We start from the raw sequence: 16,501 nt of genomic DNA on the forward strand, positions 1-16,501 counted from the left end.
TCGCCGAGGACGTGGACGGCGAGGCGCTCGCGACCCTCGTGGTCAACAAGCTGCGCGGCGGCCTCAAGATCGCCGCCGTCAAGGCGCCGGGCTTCGGTGACCGCCGCAAGGCCATGCTGCAGGACATCGCCGTCCTGACCGGCGGCCAGGTGATCTCCGAGGATCTGGGCATGAAGCTCGAGAACGTCGGCATCGACATGCTCGGCAAGGCCCGCAAGATCACCATCACCAAGGACGAGACCACCATCGTCGAGGGTCATGGCGAGAAGGCCGAGATCGAGGCGCGCGTCGCCCAGATCCGCCAGCAGATCGAGGAGACCACCTCGGACTACGACAAGGAGAAGCTGCAGGAGCGCCTGGCCAAGCTCGCCGGCGGCGTCGCGGTCATCCGCGTCGGCGGTGCCTCTGAGGTCGAGGTGAAGGAGCGCAAGGACCGCGTCGACGACGCGCTCAACGCGACCCGCGCCGCGGTCCAGGAAGGCGTCGTGGTCGGCGGCGGCGTGGCACTGGTGCGCGCCTCCCGCAAGCTCCAGGACATGACCGGGGCGAATTCCGACCAGACCGCGGGCATCGCGATCGTCCGCAAGGCGCTCCAGGCGCCGCTGCGCCAGATCGCCGAGAACGCCGGCGTCGATGGCTCGGTCGTGGCCGGCAAGGTCATGGAATCGACCGACGAGACCTTCGGCTTCAACGCCCAGACCGAATCCTATGGCGACATGTTCAAGTTCGGCGTGATCGACCCGGCCAAGGTCGTGCGCACCGCGCTGCAGGACGCCGCCTCGGTCTCCGGCCTGCTGATCACCACCGAGGCCATGATCGCCGACAAGCCCGAGCCGAAGGGCCAGGGCGGCATGCCCGGCGGCGGCATGGGCGGCATGGGCGGCATGGACGGCATGATGTGATCCAGCCGCAGGGCTGAGCAATCCGGAGGGGGCCTCGTGCGAGGCCCCCTTTTCTTCTGCCGGGCCGGTCGCGGCGACGATGCGGGCGGAGCGCCTGCACCCGCCGCGCCCGGCGCCTTGACAGGCCCGCGGCCCGGGCGCAGAGCGGGCCCGTTGGCAGGCATCCGGGGGAACGCCATGGCCGAGAGCAGGAACGACCCGCAAGGGGCGCCGGAGCCGCGGCGGCGGAGCGCGGCGGGCACCGCCTCGGCCGGGAGCGGCAGGCCTTGAGCCCGGGTCCCGACTGGTCGTCGGCGCAATATCTCCGCTTCGAGGACGAGCGAAGCCGGCCCGCCCGCGACCTGATCGCCCGCATCCCCGCGTCCCGGGCCGCCCGCGCCGTCGATCTCGGCTGCGGCCCGGGCAATTCGACCGAACTGCTGCGCGACCGCTTCCCCGATGCCGACATGCTCGGGATCGACAATTCTCCCGACATGCTGGCCGCCGCCCGCCGCCGCCTGCCGGACGCGCGCTTCGAGGCGGCCGACATCGCCCGCTGGGCCGATCCGGGGCCCTTCGACGTGATCCTCGCCAATGCCGCGCTGCAATGGGTGCCGGGCCACGACCGGCTGCTGCCCGCGCTCCTGGCGCGGCTGGCGCCCGGCGGCAGCCTCGCGGTGCAGATGCCCGACAACCTCGACGAGCCCTCGCACCGGCTGATGCGCGAGGTGGCGGCGGCGGGGCCCTGGAGCGCCGCGCTGTCCGGCGCCGCCGCCGCGCGCGTGCCGCGGCAGGCGCCGGGCTGGTACTGGCACTTGCTGCGGGAGGCGGGGGCGGCCTCGGTCGATCTCTGGCGCACCACCTATTTCCACCCGCTCGACGGCGTCGATGCGATCGTGGAATGGCTGAAATCCACCGGCCTGCGCCCCTTCCTCGCGCCGCTCGACGCAGGCCGGGCCGCGGCTTTCCTCGACCGCTACCGCGCCGCGCTGGCGGAGGCCTATCCCGCGGCGGCGGACGGCAAGGTGCTCCTCGCCTTCCCGCGGCTCTTCTTCGTCGCGACGCGCTGAGGCGGCGCCTCCGCGGCATGTCCTTGACGCGCCGGATCGCAGCCGCCTAGGCTCCGACGGGGCCGGGCGGAACGCCGGCCGTATCTCCCGGGGAGAGAGACCAGATGAGCAAGCGCGACGACCTGATCGCCCTCTATGCCGCGGATCTGCGCGACAAATGCGGCGTGAACCCGGACATGGACCTGCTGACCAAGGTGACCATCGGCTGCGGCCCGGCGATCTACAACGCGGATTCCTCGACCGTCGCTGGCACCAGCGAGAGCGAGATCGAGACGGTGAAGAACAACTTCCTGATCAAGAAGCTGGGCCTCGCCGACGGCCCCGCGCTGACCGCAGGGATCGACGCCGTGCTCGAAACCTACGGCCGCGCGAACCGCAACAAGTACCGCGCCGTGGTCTATTACCTGCTGACCAGGCATTTCGGCCGGGAGAGCGTCTACGCCTGAGCGCGGCGGCCGGCCTCAGCGCACCATCGCCTCCAGCGGATCGTGGACCGTCGGCCCATCCGGGCCGAAGGCGATGCGCGCGAGGCAGTCCGGCTTGAAGCGCAGCCGCGCCATGGCGCCGGCATCGACCCAGGCCAGGCGGTTCACCACGCCCGCCGGATCGGCGAGCCTCGCCCCCGCCGCCGCCCCGCCCAGGCGCGCGCGATAGAGCAGCTCCACCTGGTGGAAGCCGCTCGCGGGGTCGTGGAATTCCGACACCGCCAGCAGCCGCCCGGGCAGGACCGCGAGTCCGGTCTCCTCGAGCACCTCGCGCCGCAGGTTGTGCTCGAGGCTCGTCCCGGCCTCGACGCCGCCGCCGGGCGTGCACCAGAGGTCGCTCTGCTCGCCGGGATAGGCATTGACCAGGAGCAGCCGCCCGGCGTCCAGGACCACCGCCCGGACCGCGAGGCGCACCCCGCTCATGGCCGGCGTGGCGCGATCCGGGTGACATGCCCCATCTTGCGCCCCGGCCGCGCCGCGCCCTTGCCGTAGAGATGCACCGCCGCCCCGGTCTCGCCGGGGGCCGACGCCACCGCCTCGCCGATCAGGTTCACCATCACCGCATCCGAATGCCGCCGCCCGTCGCCGAGCGGCCAGCCGCAGATCGCGCGCACATGCTGCTCGAACTGGTCGGTGAGGCAGGCGTCCTGGGTCCAGTGCCCGGAATTATGCACCCGCGGCGCGATCTCGTTGACCACGAGGCCGGTTTCGGTCGCGAAGATCTCCACGCCGATCACACCCACGTAGTCGAGGGCGTTGAGGATGCGTCCGGCGATCAGCACCGCGTCCTGCGCCAGCGCCGGCGCGATCGCCGCCGGCACCGAGGTCGAGTGCAGGATGCCGTCGCGGTGCAGGTTCTCGCCCGGATCGAAGGCCACCACCGCGCCGTCGAGCCCGCGCGCCCCGATCACCGAGACCTCGCGCTCGAAGGATACGAAACCCTCGAGCACCGAGGGCGCCGCCCCGACCGCCGCCCAGGCCTCCGGCGCGGATGGGCCGGAGGCCTCGATGCGGACCTGGCCCTTGCCGTCATAGCCGAACCGGCGCGTCTTGAGGATCGCCGGCACCCCCAGCGCCGCAAAGCCCGCCGCCAGATCCTCCGGCCCGTCCACGGGGCGATAGGGCGCCACCGACAGGCCCAGCCCGCGCAGGAACTCCTTTTCCGCCAGCCGGTCCTGCGCCACCTCCAGCGCCCGCCGCCCCGGCCGCACCGGCACGCGCGCCGCCACGGCATCGACCGCCGCCAGCGGCACGTTCTCGAATTCGTAGGTCGCCACGTCGACGGATGCCGCGAAGGCCTCGAGCGCGGCGCGGTCGTCGTATTCCGCCCGCGTCACCCGCTCGACCACCTGCCCGGCGCAGGGCTCCGCCGCCGGCTCGAAGACATGGGCGCGCATCCCCAGCCGCGCCGCCGCCAGCGCCAGCATCCGGCCGAGCTGCCCGCCGCCGAGAATGCCGATCCGGGCTCCCTCGGGCAGCGGCTCAGGAGGCATCGGGGATCTCGGCCACGGCTTCGGTCTGCGCCGCCCGCCAGGCCTCGAGCCGCCCGGCCAGCGCGGCATCGCCGACCGCCAGCATCGCGGCGGCGAAGAGCGCGGCATTGGCCGCGCCCGCCGGCCCGATGGCGAAGGTCGCCACCGGCACGCCGCGGGGCATCTGCACGATGGAAAGGAGCGAATCGAGCCCCGAGAGCGCGGCGCTCTGCACCGGAACCCCGAGCACCGGCAGCCGGGTCTTGGCCGCCAGCATGCCCGGCAGATGCGCCGCCCCGCCCGCGCCGGCGATGATCGCGGCGAGCCCGCGCCCGGCGGCCTCCTCGGCATAGACGAACATCCGGTCGGGCGTGCGATGCGCCGAGACGATGTGCGCCTCGAACGGCAGATCCAGCGCCTCGAGCACCTCGGCGGCGGCGCGCATGGTCGCCCAGTCGGACTGGCTTCCCATGACGATGCCGATCCGCGGGCCGGTCGGGGAGAGGTTCATGGGCAGGCTCCGGAATGGCGAGGCGCGCGACTATAGCCGCGGGTGCCCGGCGTGCAAGCCGTGCGCGCCGGGTCGCTCAGGCGATGATGTCCGGCTCGATCTCGTCGGTGAGCCTGGTCATCTGGTCCTTGAGCATCAGCTTGCGCTTCTTCAGCCGCCGGAGCGTCAGCTGGTCCACCTTGCCATCCTTGTGCAGCGCCTCGATGGCCTCGTCGAGATCGCGGTGCTCGCGCTGCAGGAGGCCCATCTTGATGCGCAGCACCTCCTCGCGCGACATGGTGGGCGGTTCGGTCATGGCGTCACATCCAAAGGTCCCGGGCATGGGTTATACGCCGCCGCGCCCCGCGCGCCTAGTCCCGGCGCGCCCTTGCCATTCACCGCCCTCGCCCCCATTTGCTCAAGGGAACCGCCGAAACGGGGTTCCGCGGCAAGTCGCTTGAAACAAGGGCTTAGACGACATGACGAAGGTCACATTCGCCTCGCATCCCTATCTGCTGGGGTTCGAGCAGCTCGATCGCCTGGTCGAGCGCACCGCCAAGGCCGGCAGCGACGGCTATCCGCCGTGCAACATCCTGCAGACCGCCGAGGGCGCCTATCGCATCACCCTCGCGGTGGCGGGCTTCGCCAGGGACGACCTCGAGATCACGCTGGAAGCCAACCAGCTCACCGTGCGCGGCGGGCAGTCGGAAGAGGCCGAGGGGCGCGTCTACCTCCATCGCGGCATCGCCGCGCGGCAGTTCCAGCGCAGCTTCGTGCTCGCCGATGGCGTGGAGGTCACCGGGGCCGGGCTCGAGAACGGGCTCCTGAACATCGAGCTGCGCCGCAACCCGCCCGAAGCGATCGTCCGAACGATCCCGATCAACGGCAAGAAGACCTGAAGGAGGCCCGAGCAATGACCGATTTTCCCAGCTTCCCCACCGGCGGCGACAAGCGCATCGTCTATGTGCGCGAGGTCAAGACCGCCGATCTCCCCGAGGCGATCCGCGCCCAGACCGAAGGCCTCGACCACCTCTATGCGATCCATTCCGACAGCGGCGACGTGCTCGCGCTGGTGCGGGACCGCAACCAGGCCTTCATCGTCGCCCGCCAGAACGAATTCTCGCCGGTGAGCGTGCACTGACGGCGCGGGCGGCGCCCACCCGCCGCCCGGGCGCCCTCGGCCCGTTACCCGGCCCGTTACCCGGCCCGTGACTCTCGGCCCGTGATCAGCCCGCGCCGACGGCGGCGACGTCAGGCGCGGCAGGCGCCACAGCGTCCTCGGCCGCCAGGAACCGCTCCGCCTCCAGCGCCGCCATGCAGCCCATGCCGGCCGATGTCACCGCCTGGCGGAACACGTGGTCGGTGATGTCCCCGGCGGCGAAGACGCCGGGGATGCCCGTGGCCGTCGAATCGGGCTTGGTCACCACATAGCCGCCGTGATGGGTCTCGAGCTGGTCGGCCACCAGCGCCGAGGCCGGCGCATGGCCGATGGCGACGAAGACGCCGGAGCAGGGGATCTCGCGCTGGCTGCCGTCGCGCAGGTCGCGCAGCCGCACGCCGGTCACGCCGGGCGGGTTCTCGCCCCCCAGCACCTCGTCGAGGGTATGGAACCAGATCGTCTCGATCTTGGGGTTCCTGAACAGCCGGTCCTGCAGGATGCGCTCGGCGCGCAGCGCGTCGCGGCGGTGGACCAGCGTGACCTTCGCGGCGAAATTCGTCAGGAACAGCGCCTCCTCGACCGCCGAATTGCCGCCGCCGATCACCACCACCTCCTGGCCGCGGTAGAAGAAGCCGTCGCAGGTGGCGCAGGCCGAGACCCCGAAGCCCTTGAACTTCTCCTCGCTCGGCAGCCCGAGCCATTTCGCCTGCGCCCCCGTCGCGAGCACCACGGCATCGGCGGAATAGGTGGTGCCGCTGTCGCCGGTGGCGGTGAAAGGCCGGCGCGACAGGTCGAGCGCATTGATGTGATCGGCGATCACCTCCGCGCCCGTGGCCTTGGCATGCGCTTCCATGCGCAGCATCAGATCCGGCCCCTGGACCTCGGTGTCGCCGGGCCAGTTCTCCACCTCGGTGGTGATGGTCAGCTGCCCGCCCGGCTGGATGCCCTGGATCAGGATCGGCGCGAGCATCGCCCGCGCGCCGTAGACGGCGGCGGTATAGCCGGCCGGCCCCGAGCCGATGATGAGCAGCCTGGTGTGACGCGCATGGGACATGGTCGGGACCCCTTCCGGTTTGCGGCGAACATATAGGCCCGCCGCCCGGCGGTGTGAAGCGCCGCCCCGGCGGGGCGACGCCGGGCCGTCAGACGAGCTTGGCGCGCAGGGCCTTGTATTCGGTCTCGCTGAGCGAGCCGGACGCCTTGAGCCGGTCGAGCTTCTCGATCTCGTCGGCGACGCTGAAGCCCACGACCTTGCGCAGCTGCTCGCGCGCCTCCTCGGCCTGCTCGGCGCTGCGCCGCGCCATGCTGCCGCTCTGGGTCACCAGATAGGCGAAGACCCCGATATAGGGCAGGACGACCAGGAAGATCACCCAGATCACCTTCGACCAGCCCGACAGGTCGTGCCGGCGCAGCAGATCCACCAGCACGGTGATGATCATCCAGAACCAGACCACGAAGAAGACGATGAAGAGGATGTCCAGGAGGAAGTTCCCGAAACTCACGTTACCAAGATGCATGTCCGAACCTCGCATGAAATGCCGCGCCGGCCCTGCCGGCATACGCGCTACGCCGATCGCCTCGAAGGCGAACGGCCGTGGCGCACTTTGCCCTTCCGCACCGCGAGATCAAGCGGTTCCTGCGATCGCCGCGCGCCCGCCGCCGCGCCGAAGCTGATTGTTTCCAGCGGTGCTTCAGCCTATGGAAGAATGGCGCTGCAGCCGAGACCCCCCGTGCCATGACCGATCACAAGCTCGACGCCATCGACCGCAGGATCCTCGCCGAGCTGCAGGGCGACGGGCGGATGACCAATGTCGAGCTGTCGCGGCGGGTGGGCATCTCGGCGCCCCCCTGCCTGCGCCGGGTCCGGGCGCTCGAGGAGGCGGGGCTGATCGAGGGCTACCACGCGCGCATCAGCGCCCGCGACCTCGGCTTCGAGGTGCGGGTCTTCGCCATGGTCGGCCTCTCGAGCCAGGCCGAGCGCGACCTCTCGGCCTTCGAGGCCAAGTGCCGCGACTGGCCGCTGGTGCGCGAATGCCACATGCTGAACGGCGAGATCGACTTCATCCTCAAATGCGTCGCCCCCGACCTCTCCACCTTCCAGAGCTTCCTCACCGAGGAACTCACCGCCGCGCCGAACGTGGCGAGCGTCAAGACCAGCCTCGTCATCCGCTGCGCCAAGGACGAGCCGGCGGTGCCCTTCGACGTCTTCGAGGCCCGGGCGAGCGCACGGGACTGACCTGGCACATGCGCCGCCCCCGCGCGGTCACCTTGGCCGCGGGCGGAGCGGCGGAAGCGCAGCATCCTCGACCAGCGCCGGAATTGCACGTCTGCAGCGATGGGGGCCATGACGATCCTACCGAACCTCCTGCGGGAGAACCGCTTCACCCCGGAACTGGTGCCGCCTTTCGAGCGGAAGCTCTTCTTCGAGCACGGCCGCCGCCGGCTCTATCTCGAGCGCTTCGGCGTGCTCTTGTTCCTCTCGGCGGTCATCGCCACCATGGGCATCCTCAGCGATTCCACGGCCGCGGTGATCGGCGCGATGATCATCGCGCCGCTGATGACGCCGATCATGGCGGCGGCGGCGGCGATCGTGACGGGGCGCATGGACCGCGCCGCGCGCTCGCTCGCGCTGGTGGTCGCCGGCGCGCTCGGCGTGGTCGCGCTCTCCTGGGCGCTCGCGACGCTCTACAGCGGCGAGCTGTCCTTCGACGGCAACAGCCAGATCACCGGGCGGATCCAGCCCCGCATCGCCGACCTGGCCGCGGCGCTGGCCTCCGGGGCGGCCGGCGCCTTCTGCATGAGCCGCGACGACATCGCCGATTCGCTGCCGGGCGTCGCCATCGCCATCTCGCTGGTGCCGCCGCTCTGCGTGGTCGGGATCGCCCTCTCCGCCGGGGAAGCGGAGGCGGCGCAGGGCGCGCTCCTGCTCTTCGTCACCAACATGCTGGCGATCCTGCTCGCGGGGGGCGGTCTGCTGGCGGCGCTCGGGCTCTCCGCCGCCGCCACAGTCAAGCTCCGAGGCCGCGCCCGCCGCAATGCCTTCGTCGTGATCGCGGCTGCCGTGGTGCTGGTGGCGGTGCCGCTCGCGGCGACCAGCGTCGCGCTGGACGGCGAGGCCCGGGCCAGGAGCCAGGCGCGGGAGGAAGCCGAGCAATGGCTCGCCGGCACGGATTTCGCCCTGCATGCGGTGCAGGTGCGGGGCGACAGCATCAAGATCACCATCAACGGCCCCGACGAGCCCCCGCCGCTTCCGGCCCTGGCGATCGCCCTCGAAGGCAGGATCGGCCACCCCGTCGCGGTCGAGCTGGTGACGGTGCGGTCGCAATCGCAGCGGGTGCCCGGCGCCGGGACCGAGGGCCCCGGCTAGCGCCCCCCATGACCCGCGCCGGCGCCCGCGCGGCGCGGCGCCGGCCTCACAGCCGGATCGCCGAGATCAGCCGCCCGTAATCCGGCTCGCCGGCATGGGTGGCGCGGCGGTAGGAGAAGAACCGCTCCGGCTCGGAATAGGTGCAGGTGCCGATCCAGCCCGCCTCGCCCACGCCGGCGCCGCGCAGCCGTTCGAGCACGAAGCCCGGCAGGTCGAAGCGGTAGCGGTCGCCCTCCCCGTTGACGAAGAACCGCCCATGCGCGTGATCGGCATCGATGAAGCGATGCGCGAATTCCGGCCCGACCTCGTAGGCGCGCTGGCTGATCGTCGGCCCCACCGCCGCGGCGATCGCGCCGCGCGTGGCACCCAGCCGCTCCATGGCGAGCAGCGTCGCCTCCAGCACGCCGTCGAGCGCGCCGCGCCATCCGGCATGGGCGACGCCGACCACCCCCGCGGCGCGGTCGGCGAAGAGCACCGGCGCGCAATCGGCCGTCAGCACGCTCAGCGCGATCCCCGGCGCGGCGGTGACCGCGGCATCGGCGCGCGGACGCTCGACCCAGCCCTCCGGCCCGGCCACCACCACCTCCGCCGAATGGATCTGGTGCAGCGAGAGCAGCCGCGGCGGCGCCACGCCCATGGCTCCGGCCACGCGCATCCGGTTCATCGCCACCGCCTCGCGCTGGTCGCCCGAGCCGGGGCCGCAGTTCAGCCCGGCGAAGATGCCCGAGGAGGCGCCGCCGCGCCGGGTGAAGAACCCGTGGCGCACCGGGCCGAGCAGATCGCTGGTCAGGATCTCGAGCGTCATGGATCGAACCCCGGCGGAACCGGCGCGCCCCGCGGCGTGAGGGCGAGCACCTGGAAGAGGTTTCCCATTTCCTCCGGATGGGTCAAGCGGCGATGTGCGGCCGCCACCTCGGCGCCGGCCGCGCCCCGCGCCAGCACCCGCGCCCGCGCGGTGATGCCGAGGCGCTCGAGAAACACCCCCTGCGGCACCGGCCCCGAGGCGCGCAGGCCCGCCCCCGCCGCCTCGGCCAGCGCCCGGAACCGCACATGCGCGGTCAGATCCGCCTCGCCCGGCCGCGCCAGCGGATCGGCATGGGCCCCGCCCGCCAGCGCCTGAAGGCTGTCGCCGATGCCGTCCCAGCACCCGTAGTCCACGATCAGCGCCGCCCCGCCCCGCGCCGCGATCCGCGCGCCCAGCGCCGCCGCCACCGCCTCGCCCGAGGGGCAGAGCTCGACCACCGCCCCGTCCGGCACCGCGGCGAACCGCGCCTCCAGCACCGCCTCCGCCCGTGGCCGCCCCCAGTCGAAGGCGAGCCGCCCGCCCTCCAGCACCACCAGCCGCTCGCGCCAGGCCGTGCCCAGCCGCTGGAACTGGCGCACCGGCAGGGCGTCGAAGAATTCGTTGGCGATGGCGATCAGGGGCACCTCCGGCAGCGCCGCCAGCGAGCCCGCCCAGCGCGCCCCGCTGCCCTCGAGCGCCTCCGCCTGCCGGGCGCGCAGCACCGGGCTCGTCTCGACCAGCACGATGCGCGCCGCCGCGCGGAAGCCCGGCACGCCCGCCACCGCCCGCAGGGCATCGCGCATCAGCGTGCCGCGCCCCGGCCCGAGCTCGACCAGCAGGAAGGGATCGGGCCGGCCCTGATCGCCCCAGACCTGCGCGGCCCAGGCGCCGAGCAATTCGCCGAACATCTGGCTGATCTCCGGCGCGGTGACGAAATCCCCCGCCCTGCCGAGGGGATCGCGGGTCATGTAATAGCCATGCTCCGGATCGCCGAGGCAGAGGCCCATGAATTCCGCCACCGGCATCGGGCCTTCGGATGCGATCCGCGCCCGGATCCGCGCCTCAAGCGGGGTCACGCCGCCGCCAGGGCCAGAAGAGGAAGGCGATCCCAAGCCCGAGCATGGGCAGGGTGAGGAGCTGCCCCATGCTCAGCCCGGTCTCTCCGAAGCGCAGCACGAGCCCGAGCGGGTTCTCCGCCGTGACGAATTGCGCATCGGCCACCCGGTAGCGCTCGACCAGGATCCGGGCGAGCCCGTAGCCGATCAGGAAGATGCCGAAGACCCGCCCGCGGCGCCTGAGCGCCCCGCGCCGGATCGCGACGGCGAGCAGGCAGAAGAGCACCAGCCCCTCCAGCCCCGCCTCGTAGAGCTGCGAGGGATGCCTCCCGCAGGCCCCCTCCCAGCCGGCGGGACAGGTCGAGGCCGCCTCGCCGGGAAAGGCCACCGCCCAGGGCAGCGTCGTCGGCCGTCCCCAGAGCTCGGCATTGATGAAATTGGCGACCCGCCCGAAGAAGAGCCCGATCGGCGCCGCGGCGGCCACCGCGTCGCCCACCCGCAGCCAGTCGAGCCCGTTGCGCCAGGCGAAGCCGACCACCCCGGCGAAGACGCCGAGAAAGCCGCCGTGAAACGACATGCCGCCCTGCCAGACCGCGAGGATCTCCGCGGGATGCGCCGCATAATGGCCCGGCTGGTAGAAGAGCACGTAGCCGAGCCGCCCGCCGAGGATCACCCCGAGGATCATCCAGGTCAGCAGGTCGTCGGTTTGCTCGGGGCGCATCGGCGCCGTCCCACCCCAGAGCGCCGGCCGCCGCATCAGCGCCGCGACATAGCGCCAGCCGAGCAGCAGCCCGGCGATATAGGCCAGCGCATACCAGCGGATCGCCAGCTCCACCCCGAAGACCCGGAACGAGACCAGCACCGGATCGATGTCGGGAAAGGGCAAGGGCGGCATGCGGGCTCCGGGCGCGGCTGGGCGCCCCTGAATCGGGGCGCGGCGTACCGGTGTCAAGCCGCCCGTGGCGGCATGTCGGAGCACGGTGCAAGCCGTGCGCATGGCACGCGCGCGAGATCTCCCAAGGGGATTGCATCCGGCAACGCGACCCTCCCGTCCGGCTTCCCGGCGCGTCTTTGCCACCATCCCACCCGGCGGGGAGCGCCGCGCAGCGCCCGCCCGTCTCCAGGCACCCGCTTGGCAAGACCGCCCTCCGCCGCCATATAGGTCACGTCCGAACAGGAGACGAAGATGCAGACCCGCAACAAGGTTCTCGATGACGTTGCCCAGCTCATGCAGAACGCCCTCGGCGTCGCGCATGGGGCCAAATCCGAGGCCGAGACGGCGCTGAAGGGTCTCGTCGACCGCTGGCTCGCCGATCGCAATCTCGTGACCCGCGAGGAATTCGACGCGGTCCGCGCCATGGCCCAGAAGGCCCGCGAGGAGAACGCCGCCCTTCAGGCGAGGCTCGACGCGCTGGAGGCCGCCGCCGCCGCGCCGAAGGACGCGGATCCGGCCTGACGCCGCCGCGCGACGTTAACCTTCGGGACAAATTCAGATAAACTTCCGCATTTTGTCCCTTTACAGACTCGGAGCGCTGCACCACCATATCTGGTAGGTCAGCAAATGTGTGCGCTGACCTGTTGTTAACCTCACCGCCCCCGAGCGGGGGGATGTCCCGTTCGGTGGCCAGAACCAGAGGCACCGGGCATGGGCATTGTCGAGCGTGATTTTGACTGTGAGGAACTCCACCCCATCGACATCGTCGAGACGCTGGCCGAGGAGCGGTCCTGGGACTTCGACCGCATCGCGGCCGACCAGATCGCCATGGCGATCGAGGGGACCTGGCGGACCTATTCCGTGACGCTCGCCTGGTCGGCGCAGGACGAGACCCTGCGGCTGATCTCGGCCTTCGACATGGCCCCGCCGGCACGCCGGCTCGGCGCCTTCCATGCCGCCATGGCGCTGGCGAACGACCGCTGCTGGTCGGGTGCCTTCGTGCTCTGGCGCGAGCAGAAGCTCATGGCCTATCGCTACAGCCTCAACCTCACGGGCGGCGCCCAGGCCACCTCGGCCCAGATCAACGACATGGTGCGCAAGGCCGTCACCGCCTGCGAACGCTTCTACCCCGCCTTCCAGCTCGTCGCCTGGGGCGGGGAGACCGCCGAAAAGGCGCTTGGAATCGCCATGGCCGAGGCCTACGGTCGAGCCTGACACCGGCCCCCCCTTTCCGGTTGCGGGCCGGGAAGGGGGATGCATGGCGCTGTCGGAAATCGCATCGCGCGGGCTCGTTCTTCTCGGCTGCGGCAAGATGGGCTCGGCGCTGCTCGAAGGCTGGCTGGCGCGCGGCATCCCGCCCGGGGCCTTCACCGTGCTCGATCCGGCGCCGGGACCGCGCCTGGAGGTCCTGTCCGGCGAGGGGCTGAACCTCAACGGGGAGCTTCCGGCGCGGCCGGCCGTGGCACTCCTCGCGGTCAAGCCGCAGATGATGGGCGCGGCCCTGCCGCGGCTCGCAGCACTCGGAAATGGCGATACGCTCTTTCTCTCGATCGCCGCCGGCACGCCGATCGCCACCCTCGAAGCCGCGCTGGGCGCCCGGACGCCGATCGTGCGCGCGATGCCCAACACGCCCGCCGCGATCGGTCGCGGCATCACCGCGCTCATCGGCAATTCCCGGGTCGATGCCGGCCGGATGGCGCTGGCCGAAGCACTGATGCAGGCGGTCGGACCGACCGTCACGCTCGAATCCGAGCATCAGATGGACGCCGTCACCGCGGTCTCGGGATCGGGGCCGGCCTATGTCTTCCTGATGATCGAGGCGCTCTCGGACGCCGCCGAAGCCGAGGGCCTGCCCGCGGATCTGGCCCGGCGCCTCGCCCGCGCCACCGTGACGGGCGCCGCCGCGCTCGCCGATGCCGCGCCGGAGGAACCGGGGCAATTGCGCGTCAACGTGACGAGCCCGGGCGGAACCACGGCGGCGGCGCTCGAGGTGCTGATGCACGAAGAGGCCGGCCTCGGCCCGCTGCTTCGGGAGGCCGTGAACGCCGCCGCGCGACGCAGCAGGGAGCTCGCGCGATGATTTTTGCTGCACTGCAACATTCGCCCTTGATTTCCATGTTGCAGCGCACAATATGACGGCCATCGGATGATCTTAACCGCAGGAGGCAATGCGATGTTCGACCCCAAGACGTTTTCCTTCGACGCTGAAAAGATGTCGGAGTTCTTCCGCAGCAACGACTTCACCAAGGCGCTCTCGACCATGAAGATGCCCGGCCTCGACGGCGAGGCGATCATGGAGGCGCAGAAGAAGAACATGGACGCGCTCGTGGAGGCCAACAAGGCCGCGGCCGCCGGCTACCAGGACCTCTTCAAGAAGCAGATGGCGATCTTCGAGGAGACCATGGCCGAAGCCCAGAAGCAGATGAAGGCCTTCGACGCCACCAAGCTCGACGCCGACAAGGCCAAGGCCCAGGGCGAGCTCGCCAAGGCCGCCTTCGAGAAGGCGCTGGCCAATATGCAGGCGCTCGCGGAATCCGCCCAGAAGGCGAATTCCGAGGCCTATGAGATCGTCTCCGCCCGCATCCAGGAGAGCCTCACCGAACTGCGCGACATGGCCGCCAAGGCCACCCGCAGCTGATCCGGCGCGATCGACCGACGGAAACCGCTTGCCCCCGACCGGGCAGGCGGTTTCTTTGTGCGGACCCAGCGAGGCCCGCATGAGCACCATAACCTACGACGATTTCCTCAAGGTCGACATCCGCGTCGGCCGCGTCACCCGCGCCGAGACGTTCCCGGAGGCGCGCAAGCCCGCGCTCAAGCTCTGGATCGACTTCGGCCCCGAGATCGGCGAGCGCAAGTCCTCGGCGCAGATCACCGCGCATTACGCGCCCGAGACCCTGATCGGCCGCCTCGTGCTCGCGGTCGTCAACTTCCCGCCGCGCCAGATCGGCCCCTTCCGCTCCGAGGTGCTCACCCTCGGCCTCGCCGATGCCGAGGGCGAGATCGTCCTGGTCCAGCCCGAGCAGGCCGTCGCGCCCGGCCAGCGCCTGCACTGACCGCCCGCAGCTCATGGCCGGCCGCCGGCCGGGAGGGACGCACGACCGCTTCCCCGGCCGCCGCCTCGACAGCGGCGGCGCGAGCGCCTATCTCACCCTCGACCCGAACCGAGGAGCCCCCATGCCCGCCACCTCCGCCCAAGACGCCCGCGAGCCCGATGCCGCCGCGGCGCTCGGCCCCCTGCCCGAATGGGATCTGGGCGACCTCTATTCCGCCCCCGACGCGCCGGAGATCGCCCGCGACCTCGACTGGCTCGCCGCCGAATGCGCCGCCTTCGCCGGCGATCACGAAGGCCGGCTCGCCGATCTCGACGCCGCCGGATTGCTGGCGGCGATCCGCCGCTACGAGCGCATCCAGACCGTCTCCGGCCGGATCATGAGCTATGCCGGGCTCCGGCACTTCCAGAACACCACCGATGCCGGGCGCGGCAAGTTCTTCGGCGACATGCAGACCCGCATCACCGACCTCTCGGCGCCGCTGGTCTTCTTCGCACTCGAGCTCAACCGCGTCGAGGATGCCGCACTCGACGCCCGCCTCGCGGAGAACGCCGATCTCGCCCGCTACCGCCCGATCCTCGACCGCATCCGCAAGATGAAGCCCTACCAGCTCTCCGACGAGCTGGAGAAATTCCTGCACGACCAATCCGTGGTCGGCGCCGCGGCCTGGAACCGGCTCTTCGACGAGACGCTGGCCGGGATGACCTTTGACGTCGCGGGCCAGGCCCTGTCGCTCGAGGCCACGCTCAACCTGCTCAGCGAGCAGGATCGCGGCCGGCGCCAGGCCGGCGCCGAGGCGCTCGCGGAGGTCTTTCGCGCCCACCAGCCGCTCTTCGCGCGCATCACCAACACGCTCGCCAAGGAGAAGGAGATCGAGGACCGGTGGCGCAAGCTTCCGGCGCCGCAATCCGCCCGCCACCTCGCCAACGACGTCGAGCCGGAGGTGGTCGAGGCGCTCAGGAACGCGGTCGTCGCCGCCTATCCGAAGCTCTCGCACCGCTACTACGCGCTCAAGGCGAAATGGCTCGGCCTCGAACGGCTCGAGATCTGGGACCGCAACGCGCCGCTGCCGCGCGACGACGACCGCAAGATCGGCTGGGAGGACGCGAAGGCCACCGTGCTCGAGGCCTATGCCGGCTTCGATCCCCGCATGGCCGAGATCGCCGCGCCCTTCTTCGAGCGGGGTTGGATCGACGCGCCGGTCAAGCCGGGCAAGAGCCCGGGCGCCTTCGCCCATCCCACGATCACCGAAGTGCACCCTTATGTCCTGCTCAATTATCTCGGCAAGCAGCGCGACGTGATGACGCTGGCTCATGAGCTCGGCCATGGCGTGCACCAGGTGCTCGCCGCCGGCCAGGGCGAACTCCTCGCCTCCACGCCGCTGACGCTGGCGGAAACCGCCTCGGTCTTCGGCGAGATGCTGACCTTCCAGAAGCTGCTCGACGCCGCCCCCGACCGGGCCGCGCGCAAGATCCTGCTCGCCTCCAAGACCGAGGACATGATCAACACGGTGGTGCGCCAGATCGCCTTCTACGATTTCGAGAGCAGGCTCCACGCCGAACGCCGCAAGGGCGAGCTCACGCCCGCGGACATCAACGCGCTCTGGATGAGCGTGCAGACCGAGAGCCTCGGGCCGGTCTTCGACTTCATGGAGGGCTACGAGACCTTCTGGTCCTATATCCCGCATTTCATCCACTCGCCCTTCTACGTCTATGCCTATGCCTTCGGCGACGGGCTGGTGAACGCGCTCT

22 protein-coding genes are annotated in these 16,501 nt (G+C 71.2%); 13 read left to right on the top strand and 9 right to left on the bottom strand.

Features of this window, described 5'->3' with window-relative positions; all coding sequences use genetic code 11:
• The 3 genes from groEL to V7050_RS09420 form a co-directional block, all read left to right on the top strand.
• The coding region (groEL, locus tag V7050_RS09410; RefSeq protein WP_324410482.1) for a chaperonin GroEL at nt 1-902 on the top strand (902 nt) is incomplete at its 5' end.
• A gap of 266 nt (nt 903-1,168) precedes the next feature.
• Nucleotides 1,169-1,951, top strand: coding sequence for a trans-aconitate 2-methyltransferase (gene tam / locus V7050_RS09415; RefSeq protein ID WP_324367341.1), 783 nt, complete (start codon nt 1,169-1,171; stop codon nt 1,949-1,951).
• 104 nt (nt 1,952-2,055) lie between these two features.
• Complete coding sequence (locus V7050_RS09420; RefSeq protein WP_324367343.1) at nt 2,056-2,397, top strand: DUF2853 family protein; 342 nt, start codon at nt 2,056-2,058, stop codon at nt 2,395-2,397.
• A 15-nt stretch (nt 2,398-2,412) separates the two neighbouring features.
• Here V7050_RS09420 and V7050_RS09425 read toward each other — a convergent pair whose 3' ends face one another.
• The 4 genes from V7050_RS09425 to V7050_RS09440 form a co-directional block, all read right to left on the bottom strand.
• Nucleotides 2,413-2,859, bottom strand: a complete 447-nt coding sequence (locus V7050_RS09425) for an NUDIX domain-containing protein (RefSeq protein ID WP_324367346.1) — start codon at nt 2,857-2,859, stop codon at nt 2,413-2,415.
• Entirely contained in the window at nt 2,856-3,929 is a 1,074-nt protein-coding gene (locus tag V7050_RS09430) for a 5-(carboxyamino)imidazole ribonucleotide synthase (RefSeq protein ID WP_324367348.1), read from the bottom strand. The genes V7050_RS09425 and V7050_RS09430 overlap by 4 nt, the downstream gene beginning before the upstream one ends.
• Nucleotides 3,919-4,419 carry a 5-(carboxyamino)imidazole ribonucleotide mutase gene (gene purE / locus V7050_RS09435; protein WP_324367350.1) on the bottom strand — a complete coding sequence of 167 codons (501 nt, stop codon included), beginning with the start codon at nt 4,417-4,419 and terminating at the stop codon, nt 3,919-3,921. Before purE ends, V7050_RS09430 begins: the two co-directional genes overlap by 11 nt.
• 76 nt (nt 4,420-4,495) lie before the next feature.
• Nucleotides 4,496-4,714 (bottom strand): YdcH family protein, encoded by a 219-nt coding sequence (locus V7050_RS09440; RefSeq protein ID WP_324367352.1) that lies wholly within the window; start codon nt 4,712-4,714, stop codon nt 4,496-4,498.
• 163 nt (nt 4,715-4,877) lie between these two features.
• Between V7050_RS09440 and V7050_RS09445 the strand changes: the two genes are divergently transcribed.
• Nucleotides 4,878-5,297, top strand: coding sequence for an Hsp20 family protein (locus tag V7050_RS09445; RefSeq protein ID WP_324367354.1), 420 nt, complete (start codon nt 4,878-4,880; stop codon nt 5,295-5,297).
• 14 nt (nt 5,298-5,311) lie between these two features.
• The gene (locus tag V7050_RS09450; protein WP_324367356.1) at nt 5,312-5,539 is read left to right on the top strand and encodes a DUF1150 family protein; all 228 of its coding nucleotides are present in this window, start codon (nt 5,312-5,314) and stop codon (nt 5,537-5,539) included.
• A gap of 85 nt (nt 5,540-5,624) precedes the next feature.
• Here V7050_RS09450 and trxB read toward each other — a convergent pair whose 3' ends face one another.
• Together trxB and V7050_RS09460 are read right to left on the bottom strand one after the other, a co-directional pair.
• Complete coding sequence (gene trxB, locus V7050_RS09455) at nt 5,625-6,611, bottom strand: thioredoxin-disulfide reductase (RefSeq protein WP_324367358.1); 987 nt, start codon at nt 6,609-6,611, stop codon at nt 5,625-5,627.
• A gap of 88 nt (nt 6,612-6,699) precedes the next feature.
• A complete protein-coding gene (locus tag V7050_RS09460; protein ID WP_324367360.1) occupies nt 6,700-7,074 on the bottom strand; it encodes an SHOCT domain-containing protein in 375 nt (124 codons plus the stop codon).
• A gap of 218 nt (nt 7,075-7,292) precedes the next feature.
• Between V7050_RS09460 and V7050_RS09465 the strand changes: the two genes are divergently transcribed.
• Both V7050_RS09465 and V7050_RS09470 read left to right on the top strand, forming a co-directional pair.
• Nucleotides 7,293-7,793, top strand: coding sequence for an Lrp/AsnC family transcriptional regulator (locus V7050_RS09465; protein ID WP_324367362.1), 501 nt, complete (start codon nt 7,293-7,295; stop codon nt 7,791-7,793).
• Between the two features lie 108 nt (nt 7,794-7,901).
• On the top strand, nt 7,902-8,924 hold the full coding sequence (locus V7050_RS09470; protein WP_324367364.1) for a DUF389 domain-containing protein: 1,023 nt from the start codon (nt 7,902-7,904) through the stop codon (nt 8,922-8,924).
• A 46-nt stretch (nt 8,925-8,970) separates the two neighbouring features.
• On the opposite strand, the gene pgeF is transcribed toward V7050_RS09470, so the two are convergent.
• Genes pgeF through lgt form a run of 3 tightly spaced genes read right to left on the bottom strand, consistent with a single transcriptional unit; the run spans nt 8,971 to nt 11,658 of the window.
• Complete coding sequence (gene pgeF, locus V7050_RS09475) at nt 8,971-9,729, bottom strand: peptidoglycan editing factor PgeF (protein WP_324367366.1); 759 nt, start codon at nt 9,727-9,729, stop codon at nt 8,971-8,973.
• Nucleotides 9,726-10,784 (bottom strand): class I SAM-dependent methyltransferase, encoded by a 1,059-nt coding sequence (locus V7050_RS09480; protein ID WP_324367368.1) that lies wholly within the window; start codon nt 10,782-10,784, stop codon nt 9,726-9,728. The genes pgeF and V7050_RS09480 overlap by 4 nt, the downstream gene beginning before the upstream one ends.
• Nucleotides 10,771-11,658, bottom strand: coding sequence for a prolipoprotein diacylglyceryl transferase (lgt, locus tag V7050_RS09485; RefSeq protein ID WP_324367370.1), 888 nt, complete (start codon nt 11,656-11,658; stop codon nt 10,771-10,773). Before lgt ends, V7050_RS09480 begins: the two co-directional genes overlap by 14 nt.
• Nucleotides 11,659-11,949: 291 nt before the next feature.
• On the opposite strand from lgt, the gene V7050_RS09490 reads away from it, so the two are divergent.
• From V7050_RS09490 to V7050_RS09515, 6 genes are all read left to right on the top strand, one after another.
• Nucleotides 11,950-12,219: an accessory factor UbiK family protein gene (locus tag V7050_RS09490; protein ID WP_324367372.1), complete on the top strand. Its 270-nt coding sequence runs from the start codon at nt 11,950-11,952 to the stop codon at nt 12,217-12,219.
• Nucleotides 12,220-12,408: 189 nt separating this feature from the next.
• A complete protein-coding gene (locus V7050_RS09495; RefSeq protein ID WP_324367374.1) occupies nt 12,409-12,912 on the top strand; it encodes a YbjN domain-containing protein in 504 nt (167 codons plus the stop codon).
• A 43-nt stretch (nt 12,913-12,955) separates the two neighbouring features.
• Nucleotides 12,956-13,777, top strand: coding sequence for a pyrroline-5-carboxylate reductase (gene proC, locus V7050_RS09500; protein ID WP_324367376.1), 822 nt, complete (start codon nt 12,956-12,958; stop codon nt 13,775-13,777).
• A 93-nt stretch (nt 13,778-13,870) separates the two neighbouring features.
• Entirely contained in the window at nt 13,871-14,335 is a 465-nt protein-coding gene (locus V7050_RS09505; protein WP_324367378.1) for a phasin family protein, read from the top strand.
• Nucleotides 14,336-14,414: 79 nt separating this feature from the next.
• Nucleotides 14,415-14,753, top strand: a complete 339-nt coding sequence (locus V7050_RS09510; protein WP_324367381.1) for a tRNA-binding protein — start codon at nt 14,415-14,417, stop codon at nt 14,751-14,753.
• 121 nt (nt 14,754-14,874) lie between these two features.
• Nucleotides 14,875-16,501, top strand: a 1,627-nt coding sequence (locus V7050_RS09515) for a M3 family oligoendopeptidase (RefSeq protein ID WP_324410485.1), incomplete at its 3' end; no start/stop codon positions are given.

The organism is Amaricoccus sp., from assembly GCF_036846665.1.
Classification (GTDB): domain Bacteria; phylum Pseudomonadota; class Alphaproteobacteria; order Rhodobacterales; family Rhodobacteraceae; genus Amaricoccus.

What these genes read in the sequence shown, in the direction of transcription:
- V7050_RS09450 (WP_324367356.1), top strand. Translation starts at nt 5,312, where the DNA reads ATGACCGATTTTCCCAGCTTCCCCACCGGCGGCGACAAGCGCATCGTC.
- V7050_RS09425 (WP_324367346.1), bottom strand. Translation starts at nt 2,859, where the DNA reads ATGAGCGGGGTGCGCCTCGCGGTCCGGGCGGTGGTCCTGGACGCCGGG.
- V7050_RS09470 (WP_324367364.1), top strand. Translation starts at nt 7,902, where the DNA reads ATGACGATCCTACCGAACCTCCTGCGGGAGAACCGCTTCACCCCGGAA.
- V7050_RS09420 (WP_324367343.1), top strand. Translation starts at nt 2,056, where the DNA reads ATGAGCAAGCGCGACGACCTGATCGCCCTCTATGCCGCGGATCTGCGC.
- pgeF (WP_324367366.1), bottom strand. Translation starts at nt 9,729, where the DNA reads ATGACGCTCGAGATCCTGACCAGCGATCTGCTCGGCCCGGTGCGCCAC.
- V7050_RS09440 (WP_324367352.1), bottom strand. Translation starts at nt 4,714, where the DNA reads ATGACCGAACCGCCCACCATGTCGCGCGAGGAGGTGCTGCGCATCAAG.
- purE (WP_324367350.1), bottom strand. Translation starts at nt 4,419, where the DNA reads ATGAACCTCTCCCCGACCGGCCCGCGGATCGGCATCGTCATGGGAAGC.
- V7050_RS09445 (WP_324367354.1), top strand. Translation starts at nt 4,878, where the DNA reads ATGACGAAGGTCACATTCGCCTCGCATCCCTATCTGCTGGGGTTCGAG.
- V7050_RS09460 (WP_324367360.1), bottom strand. Translation starts at nt 7,074, where the DNA reads ATGCATCTTGGTAACGTGAGTTTCGGGAACTTCCTCCTGGACATCCTC.
- V7050_RS09430 (WP_324367348.1), bottom strand. Translation starts at nt 3,929, where the DNA reads ATGCCTCCTGAGCCGCTGCCCGAGGGAGCCCGGATCGGCATTCTCGGC.
- V7050_RS09465 (WP_324367362.1), top strand. Translation starts at nt 7,293, where the DNA reads ATGACCGATCACAAGCTCGACGCCATCGACCGCAGGATCCTCGCCGAG.
- V7050_RS09490 (WP_324367372.1), top strand. Translation starts at nt 11,950, where the DNA reads ATGCAGACCCGCAACAAGGTTCTCGATGACGTTGCCCAGCTCATGCAG.
- V7050_RS09510 (WP_324367381.1), top strand. Translation starts at nt 14,415, where the DNA reads ATGAGCACCATAACCTACGACGATTTCCTCAAGGTCGACATCCGCGTC.
- trxB (WP_324367358.1), bottom strand. Translation starts at nt 6,611, where the DNA reads ATGTCCCATGCGCGTCACACCAGGCTGCTCATCATCGGCTCGGGGCCG.
- V7050_RS09495 (WP_324367374.1), top strand. Translation starts at nt 12,409, where the DNA reads ATGGGCATTGTCGAGCGTGATTTTGACTGTGAGGAACTCCACCCCATC.
- lgt (WP_324367370.1), bottom strand. Translation starts at nt 11,658, where the DNA reads ATGCCGCCCTTGCCCTTTCCCGACATCGATCCGGTGCTGGTCTCGTTC.
- V7050_RS09505 (WP_324367378.1), top strand. Translation starts at nt 13,871, where the DNA reads ATGTTCGACCCCAAGACGTTTTCCTTCGACGCTGAAAAGATGTCGGAG.
- proC (WP_324367376.1), top strand. Translation starts at nt 12,956, where the DNA reads ATGGCGCTGTCGGAAATCGCATCGCGCGGGCTCGTTCTTCTCGGCTGC.